Source organism: Criibacterium bergeronii, assembly GCF_001693775.2.
Taxonomy (GTDB): domain Bacteria; phylum Bacillota; class Clostridia; order Peptostreptococcales; family Filifactoraceae; genus Peptoanaerobacter; species Peptoanaerobacter bergeronii.
Genome location: NZ_MBEW02000007.1, coordinates 104,059 through 110,920, shown reverse-complemented (window position 1 = coordinate 110,920; position 6,862 = coordinate 104,059). Strand labels below are relative to the sequence as shown.

General features: G+C 33.9%; 6 protein-coding genes and 1 CRISPR repeat array. All 6 genes read left to right on the top strand.

Annotated features, from left to right (window positions below):
- Positions 1–333: a CRISPR direct-repeat array (repeat unit 28 nt; unit sequence ATTTTTCCCGCACACGCGGGGGTGATCC).
- 335 nt (positions 334–668) lie between these two features.
- The 6 genes from ftcD (at position 669) to BBG48_RS05060 (ending at position 6,853) form a co-directional block, all read left to right on the top strand.
- Entirely contained in the window at positions 669–1,562 is an 894-nt protein-coding gene (ftcD, locus tag BBG48_RS05085) for a glutamate formimidoyltransferase (protein ID WP_068913497.1), read from the top strand.
- A gap of 131 nt (positions 1,563–1,693) precedes the next feature.
- On the top strand, positions 1,694–3,373 hold the full coding sequence (locus BBG48_RS05080) for a formate--tetrahydrofolate ligase (RefSeq protein WP_068913499.1): 1,680 nt from the start codon (positions 1,694–1,696) through the stop codon (positions 3,371–3,373).
- A gap of 12 nt (positions 3,374–3,385) precedes the next feature.
- Positions 3,386–4,003 carry a cyclodeaminase/cyclohydrolase family protein gene (locus tag BBG48_RS05075; RefSeq protein ID WP_068913500.1) on the top strand — a complete coding sequence of 206 codons (618 nt, stop codon included), beginning with the start codon at positions 3,386–3,388 and terminating at the stop codon, positions 4,001–4,003.
- 111 nt (positions 4,004–4,114) lie between these two features.
- A complete protein-coding gene (locus tag BBG48_RS05070; protein ID WP_068913502.1) occupies positions 4,115–5,434 on the top strand; it encodes a bifunctional folylpolyglutamate synthase/dihydrofolate synthase in 1,320 nt (439 codons plus the stop codon).
- A gap of 288 nt (positions 5,435–5,722) precedes the next feature.
- Entirely contained in the window at positions 5,723–5,914 is a 192-nt protein-coding gene (rpmB, locus tag BBG48_RS05065) for a 50S ribosomal protein L28 (RefSeq protein ID WP_068913504.1), read from the top strand.
- A gap of 81 nt (positions 5,915–5,995) precedes the next feature.
- On the top strand, positions 5,996–6,853 hold the full coding sequence (locus BBG48_RS05060) for a tRNA 2-thiocytidine biosynthesis TtcA family protein (RefSeq protein WP_199560382.1): 858 nt from the start codon (positions 5,996–5,998) through the stop codon (positions 6,851–6,853).
- The last annotated feature ends 9 nt before the right edge of the window (positions 6,854–6,862 follow it).

Below are 6,862 nucleotides of genomic sequence, written 5' to 3'. Positions count from 1 at the left end.
ATTTTTCCCGCACACGCGGGGGTGATCCTGGTATAAGCGGAATCTTTGACCAGTTATATCCATTTTTCCCGCACACGCGGGGGTGATCCTATCATCAAGTTTTATCAATTGCCCTACTGATTATTTTTCCCGCACACGCGGGGGTGATCCTCTAAAACTTTTGTGCAGAAATGAAATCCCCTAATTTTTCCCGCACACGCGGGGGTGATCCCAAGCAAATCAGAATCTACATTTAATGTATTTGATTTTTCCCGCACACGCGGGGGTGATCCTAAAGTCAAGAAATTTCTCAAAGAGCAAAATTGATTTTTCCCGCACACGCGGGGTTTGACTTTTTATTAATGATTAGCTTTACTTGTTTGCAAGTTTTTTTAAAATTAAATTCCAATAAATCGATTGAAAAATACAAATTAATTAAGTATAATAAAACATATAAAGTAAAGGCTATGTTTGTTAATTTTAAATCTATTTTATCAAAATATATCGTCAAAATTGCGTCAAATCGTTTTTTGCTATGAAAACATTTTTTTAAAAAAAAATTTGCAATTAGACGATTTTTTTATTTGTTAATGGTAATATGGCTGTGGCAAGTAAATAAAAGTAAATAGATTTAAAAAAATATAAAATTTAAAATTATTTGATGTATAACGCATCAAAGAGGAGGAAAAATGGCAAAATTAGTTGAATGTGTACCTAATTTCAGCGAAGGTAGAGACCAAGATAAAGTTGAAAAAATAGTTGATGAAGTAAGAAAAGTTAAAGAAGTTAAATTACTTGACTATTCTTCTGACCAAGACCACAACAGAACAGTTGTTACTATGATAGGACAACCGGAAAAGGTTAAAGAAGCTGTTATAAATGCAATAAGGGTTGCTACAGAGCTAATAGACATGACTAAGCATGAAGGGGCTCACCCAAGAATGGGAGCTACTGACGTTGTTCCATTTACTCCAGTACAAGATGTTACTATGGAAGAATGCGTACAGTTAGCTAATGAAGTTGCCAAAGAAGTAGGGGAACTTGGAATTCCTGTTTATCTATACGAAGATGCTGCTACTAAGCCTGAAAGAAAAAATCTTGCTGATGTAAGAAAGGGTCAATACGAAGGTTTCTTTGAAAAAATTAACCAAGAGGGTTGGGAACCTGATTATGGTCCAAGAAAGATGAATGAAAAAAGCGGTGCTACTGCTATAGGTGCTAGAGTTTCTCTAGTAGCGTTCAATATCAACCTTGATACTCCAAATCTTGAAATAGCTACTGCTATTGCTAAAAAAGTAAGATTTATAGGTGGTGGACTTAGGTTTGTAAAAGCTATCGGTCTTAAGCTTGAAGAAAGAAATCAGACTCAGGTTTCTATGAACCTTGTAAACTATGAAAAAACTGCTGTATACCAAGCGTTTGAAATGGTAAAAATGGAAGCTAGAAGATATGGCGTAAATGTAGTGGGTTCTGAAGTTATAGGTACAGTTCCAATGGCATCTTTAATGGCTGTTGCTGAATACTATCTACAAATAGAAAACTTTGACCTTAGCCAAATAATGGAAAAGAGACTTCTAGGTTAATTTAATAAAAAACTAAATTAAAGCTTGAGTGAATTTTGCTTTAGTCAAACATAATCTCAAGCTTTAGTTTATAATACTTAAACAAAGCTATTTAAAATTAATTCATATAAAAATAATAAGGAGTTTAATTTATGAGCAATGTACCTAGCGATATAGAAATTGCACAACAGGCTAAAATGTTACCAATAACAGATGTAGCAAAAAGTATTGGAATTGAAGATGACGATCTAGAGCTTTACGGAAAATACAAAGCAAAGGTGTCGTTTGACGCTATAAAAAGAGTGGCAGGAAATAAAGATGGGAAGCTTGTACTAGTTACAGCTATCACTCCTACTCCAGCCGGTGAAGGAAAATCTACTACTTCTATAGGTCTTGGACAAGCGTTAAATAAAATAGGCAAGAAAGCTATCATAGCATTGAGAGAACCATCTCTTGGACCAGTTTTTGGTGTTAAAGGTGGAGCAGCTGGTGGTGGATATGCACAGGTAGTTCCTATGGAAGATATAAATCTACATTTTACTGGTGATATGCACGCAATTCAAACTGCTAACAATTTATTATCTGCAGCTATAGACAACCATATCCAACAAGGAAATGTTTTAAGAATAGATTCAAGACAAATAGTTTGGAAGAGAGTTATCGACATGAACGATAGAGCTCTTAGAAGTGTTGTAGTAGGTCTTGGTGGCAAAGCCTCCGGATTTACAAGACAAGACGGTTTCATGATTACTGTTGCATCAGAAGTTATGGCTATTCTTTGTCTTGCAAATGATATAATGGATTTAAAAGAAAGATTGGGGAAAATAGTTATAGGTTACAATCTTGATAATATGCCTGTAACAGCAGCAGACTTAGAGGTAAATGGTGCAATGGCTATGCTACTTAAAGATGCTATAAAACCTAATCTTGTGCAAACTCTTGAAAATACTCCAGCATTAATCCATGGTGGACCATTTGCCAATATAGCTCATGGATGCAACACAATAATAGCTACAAAATTAGGTCTAAAACTTGGTGATATAGTTGTCACTGAAGCAGGTTTCGGTGCTGACCTTGGTGGTGAAAAATTCCTAGATATCAAGTGCAGATATGGCGGACTTAAACCGGATGCGGCAATTATAGTTGCTACAATAAGAGCATTAAAGATGCACGGTGGAGTTAAAAAGACTGAATTAGGTGCTGAAAATCTTGAGGCTCTTGATAAAGGATTTGCAAACCTACAAAAACAAATCGAAAACATGAGAAAATTCGGTTTACCAGTATTAGTTGCTATAAACAAATTTGCTAACGATACAGAGGCTGAAATCAAATTACTTGAAAAGAAATGCGCCGAATATGGTGTTGAAGTTTCTCTTAACGAATGCTGGGAAAAAGGTGGCGAAGGCGGCATAGAAATGGCTGAAAAGCTAGTTAAAATGCTTGAAACAGAAAAATCAGAATACAGACCACTTTATGATATAAATGATACTATTGAAAACAAACTTAACACAATCATCAGAGAAATCTATGGTGGAAAAGGTGTTGTATTTGAAACAGCCGCTAAAAAACAAGTTAAACGTCTTGAAGAACTTGGCTTAGATAAATTGCCAATATGCGTGGCTAAAACTCAGTTCTCTTTCTCTGATGACGCAGCTCTAGTTGGTGCTCCTACCGGATTTGAAATCAACATCAAGAATGTTAGAGTATCTGCCGGTGCAGGATTCATCGTTTGTGAGGCTGGAGACATCATGGTAATGCCTGGTCTTCCTAAAGTACCTGCTGCAAACAGAATGGATATAGATGAAAAGGGAACAATTACAGGATTATTCTAAATTGGAGGAAAAATGTTAAGAGAATTATCTGTTAAAGATTTTATATATGAAACAGCGTCTGACTCTCCAGCACCAGGTGGTGGTAGCATATCCGCTTTATCAGCAGCTAGTGCGGCAGCTCTTATAGAAATGGTTACAAGCCTAACTATAGGCAAAAAAGGCTATGAAGAAGTCGAAGCTGAAATGAAAGAAGTACAGGAAAAGGCAGCTAAATTAAAAGAAAAATTTGTAAATTATATTGATGAAGACTCTGATTCTTTCAACAAAATAATGGCTGCTTTCAAAATGCCTAAGGATACTGATGAGCAGAAAAAAGAAAGAACAGCTAAAGTGCAAGACGCATTTAAGGGTGCATCTACTACACCATTTAACGTTGGTAAAGACGCATTTGAATTGCTAGAGCTTGCTCAAAAAGTAATTGAAAAAGGAAATTCAAATGCTGTAACTGATGGTGCTTGTGCAGCTATGCAAGCTAGAGCCGCTGTCCATGGAGCATTTTACAACGTAAAAATCAACCTTGGCTCTATAAAGGATGAAGTATTTGTAAAAGAAATGACTGAAAAAGTAAAAGAACTTGAAAGCAAAGTAGACCAAATAGAAAAGGATATACTTGCGAAAGTAGAACTTTAGTTTTCACATTTGTATATTATAAAACGTCGAATAAAATTCGGCGTTTTATTTTTAAAAAAGTATAGTATAATATGTAAATAATTATATTATATATATTTTTTGGAGAAAATTATGAATTACACTCAAGCAATGGATTATATAGAAAGTGCTCACAAATTTGGAATAAATCTAGGTTTGCCAAGAACACTAAAAATATTAGAAATTCTAGGCGAACCTCAGGATAAAATAAAATGTATCCATATAGCAGGTACAAATGGCAAGGGCTCTGTAACAGCTATGACCACAGAAATATTGATTGCAGCCGGCTACAAAGTAGGTATGTATACATCACCATTTTTAGAAGAATTTGAAGAAAGAATACAAATTAATGGAGTAAATATTCCTAAAGACGACCTAGCTGATATGGTGACTAAGGTAGCAAAAGCAGTTGGTGAAATAAAAAAACTTGGGTATGAAGAGCCTACAGAATTTGAAATCATAACTTGTGCAATGTATTTGTATTTTTATGAGCAAAAAGTGGATTATGCAGTAATAGAGGTAGGACTGGGAGGCAGACAAGACTCTACAAATGTAATGACACCGGTTGTAAGTGCGATTGTTTCTATCAGCTTTGACCATATGAATATACTTGGAGATACACTTGCTAAGATTGCTTATGAAAAAGCAGGTATAATTAAGAAGAATGTACCTGTTGTGCTATATCCACAAGAGCAAGAGGCTTATGATGTATTTAAAAAAGCAGCAGCAGAAAATAATTCAAAAATAATTCAGGTATCGAAAGGGGATATAATAAAAACTAAGGACGATGCCCAAAAAAATTCTTCACACCAGCAGTTTACTATAAAAACTAAAAATGATGAATATGATGTAAAACTAGGTTTACTTGGAGTACACCAATATTTAAATACAGCAGTAGCGATTAATATTATAGAAACATTAAACTCTACTGGTGAACATATAACTAAAGAGCAAATCCTCAAAGGACTTGAAAATGTCAAATGGATAGGTAGACTAGAGATAATGTCAAAAGAGCCTTTAGTAGTAATTGACGGGGCACACAATATTGATGGAATTACAAACCTAGCAAAAAGTATTGAAAAATATTTTTCTTATAAAAAAATGGTTTTAGTCTTAGGCATTTTGGCAGATAAGCAAGTGACTCAAATGATAGAAATTATTGCTCCATTTGCAAAAAATATTATAACTGTATCTCCACATAGTGACAGAGCTACCGGTGCAGAGGATTTAAAAATAAAAATAGACGAATTTGTTAAGACTAAAAATTTGGATATAAAAACTGAGGCTGAGGACGATTATGAAACGGCGTTTAAAAAAGCAAGGGCATATTGCGATAATGACGATATGCTTTTAGTTGCAGGTTCTTTGTATCTTATTGGAGACATGAGAAAGATAATAAGAAAATTTGTATAACTGACAAATGAAATTTTGAGCGAACAAAGTTCGACCATGATATCAAATAAAATTTTAATGTAGTGGCGAACTCTGTTAGCTTGTTAAATTAATGTTGGATAATACAGTTTATTTTATAACTTATCTTAAACAGTGCTTACAAACGCAAAATTATATATATTATATTAAAAATACAAAAAAATAAATTATCTGTGCATTTACAGTTGATTTTTTTTGATTAATGTGGTAAAATCAATAAGATTTAGATTTAATGGATAAAAAATAGATAAATTCGGGAGGTGTATATAGATGGCATTCGTGTGTGAAGTATGTGGCAAAGGTACTAGAAGTGGTAATAATGTATCTCACTCTGTTAGAAGAACAAAAAGAACTTGGAAACCAAACCTTCAGAAAGTTAAAGTAATAGTTAATGGTACTCCAAAAAGAATGAAGGTTTGCGCAGCTTGCTTGCGTTCTAATAAAGTTCAAAGAGCTATGTAATACAAAAAATAAAATGGCTGCGTAAGCAGTCTTTTTTATTATAAACTTTTTTGTAATTGACTAATTTTATATAGAGGTACGATTTTGAGCTTAGCAACAAATTTTTGTCAGACAATTGATGTGGACAGTGAAAGACTATCACTGGAGCAAATAGAAAAAAATATAATAAAAAAATATAGAAAAGAGCTATGGAGTAAATTTACTAAGGCAATTAGAGATTTTGAGTTGATACAAGAGGGAGACAGGGTTGCTGTAGCGATTTCAGGAGGCAAGGACTCTGTGCTTATGGCAAAGCTATTTCAGGTGTTTCATAAATATAGCGACATAAAGTTTGACGTGGAATACATTGTCATGGACCCTGGATATCACAAGGATATAAGAAAGCTTTTGGAAGAAAATTGTGAGTATCTTCAAATTCCTATAAAAATTTTTGATACAGATGTATTTGAGGTTGCTGATAAAATTTCTTCGGATTACCCTTGCTATATGTGTGCAAAAATGAGAAGAGGAGCTTTATACAACATTGCAACATCGTTAAATTGCAACAAGCTGTCACTTGGACACCATTATGATGATGTAATAGAAACCGTAATGCTAAATGTTCTCTATGCAGGTTCTTATAAGACTATGATGCCAAAGGTTAGGTCAGCTCACTTTGAAAATATTGAATTAATCAGACCGATGTATTATATACGCGAGGACAGTGTAATAAAATATACAAAAAATGCCGGATTAAATATGCTCAATTGTGCCTGTATGGTAGCTGCTAAAAAGACCGGCTCAAAGCGTTATGAAATTAAAAATCTTATACAAGAGATGAAAAAGACAAATCCATTGGTTGAGAAAAGTATTTTTTCTTCGACTAAAAATGTTTACATGGATTGTGTATTAGGTTATAATAACAACGGGAAGAAGTTTAGTTTTTTAGAAGAATATTAAAAGTTGGTG